Raw genomic sequence first — 475 nt, forward strand, 5'->3', positions numbered from 1 at the left:
CTTATATTGCAGACCGGTATTTGCCAGCAGGTTATTGATGGCTTCCCTTACGGTAATCTGTGAAGAAATAAGCGTCACATTTTTCCTCACCGATTTCATAGACTGTTCCCTGACGGAAAATTTGATGTTACTTTGCCTGCCAATCGCTGAGAGGCCTTCCGCAACGGTAACATGCTCTAAACGCAGGCTTATTTTATGATCAAGATCCTGACTCTTTACATTGCTGGCCATAAGGATACTTATGAAAGTAAGCTGGGCTACAATGACAACAATAGAGCATCTCATAATAAATTGAATTGAAGGATAGTGATTTAATCCTTTTTGCATATTTTTGAACATTATGGGTTAATTCGCTTCGAGGCGATGATCTGTTTAATAAACCGGAGGACGTCGAAATCACACGGTTTATGGATAATAAATTTGCTCTCTGCCTTTTGGCGGGGAGCATTTTTTTTTGCGTAAAAAAAGCTTACAT

At 39.4% G+C, this 475-nt stretch carries 1 protein-coding gene; it reads right to left on the bottom strand.

Annotation, left to right across the window (positions count from 1 at the left end):
- Positions 1-231, bottom strand: a 231-nt coding sequence (locus D7Y13_RS50070; protein WP_208734596.1) for a hypothetical protein, incomplete at its 3' end; no start/stop codon positions are given.
- Between the last annotated feature and the right edge of the window lie 244 nt (positions 232-475).

This window comes from Corallococcus praedator (genome assembly GCF_003612125.1).
GTDB lineage: Bacteria > Myxococcota > Myxococcia > Myxococcales > Myxococcaceae > Corallococcus > Corallococcus praedator.